Annotated in this window: 1 protein-coding gene; it reads right to left on the bottom strand. The window is 39.3% G+C overall.

The features are described 5' to 3' along the window. On the bottom strand, window positions 1-1161 hold a 1161-nt coding region (locus Q8S25_RS09160; protein WP_305536995.1), incomplete at both ends, for an FmdE family protein.

Below are 1161 nucleotides of genomic sequence, written 5' to 3'. Positions count from 1 at the left end.
TCCAGTCTTAGTAACAGAATCCCATACCACTATAATTCCTTCTTCAGTTCCACCAGGTAAATATTCAGAAGCAGTTTCATCATTGGTCATTCTCTGGTTCATGTAACTTCCCATTCCAGGAGATACACCTAGTAAGTAGATCAGGCTGTCATCTTTACAATATATACTGGAAGCAGTCCAGAAGTAGCTCTGATTGCCACTTAATGGGAAATTCTTCTGTATATAATCAGTCATGAAGAATCCAGGCTGTACACCAGGACAGGCGTGGTTGTGGAAGAGGAATGTTATGAGCTGGTCAAAGGCCGGGTCATTTCTCCAGGCATTGGCAATGCTCTGGATATTGGCCCAGTTACCATCTGGAATAACAAATTTACTTAAGTTACTCACTTTGGTAGCGTTGTTCAAGGCCTTTGGCCCTATATCATTCACCTGACTACTATTGGTATTGGTACCCACAAAGAACGAGTTGTTGTTAGAGTTGTATCTGAGGTAAACTGTGTTCATAGTGTTTCCATCTAGACCTCTTAACACGAAAGTGAACCATAGTGGTTTCCATATTCCCATGTGAATTGGTAAGAGAGTTGATCTGCTTAGTCTGGAACCGAAAACATCGAATATTCCATCCCAAGTTGCTTCTGTGGTTTGGCCATTGAGATAGATGTAACCCGCAGAAGTTAGAATAGCAAGATCCATGTCGTCTTTTTCCAAATCAATACCCAATTCATTTTTGAAAGTCTGTTTGGCCAGATTTGCAGCGTCGATTCCGATCTGTTTAATCTGATCATAAGTTAACTGACTGTTGTTGGTAATGTTGTTAGAACGGGTGGCGTTGGTCAGGTTAAGGCTTTTAATGTAATTAATATCCAATCCATGTGCGTCCTGCATAACAAACCGTACAGTACCATTGTTAGTTGCATTTTCAGGGTTATTTTTCGGGTTAGGGAAAGTAACATTAGCTGCTGTTCCTAACAAGTAGTAAAACTGTTCTTCGGTTAAACCGGTAAGTTCATAATAGAAGTCTACTAATTGAGTCGGATTACTTTTAATCTTGTTAAGTAACCAAGTGTTGTATTTTAATTCTTCTAAACTACCAGAAGAAGTAATTCCAGTTTCTGTTTGGAATGCTTTTTTCAGCTTAGCTTTATCATAGCTCATTACTAC

The organism is Sediminibacterium sp. (genome assembly GCF_030695065.1).
GTDB lineage: Bacteria > Bacteroidota > Bacteroidia > Chitinophagales > Chitinophagaceae > Sediminibacterium.
Note: the sequence above shows the minus strand (reverse complement) of the source record. Positions and strands in the feature narration are given on the sequence as shown.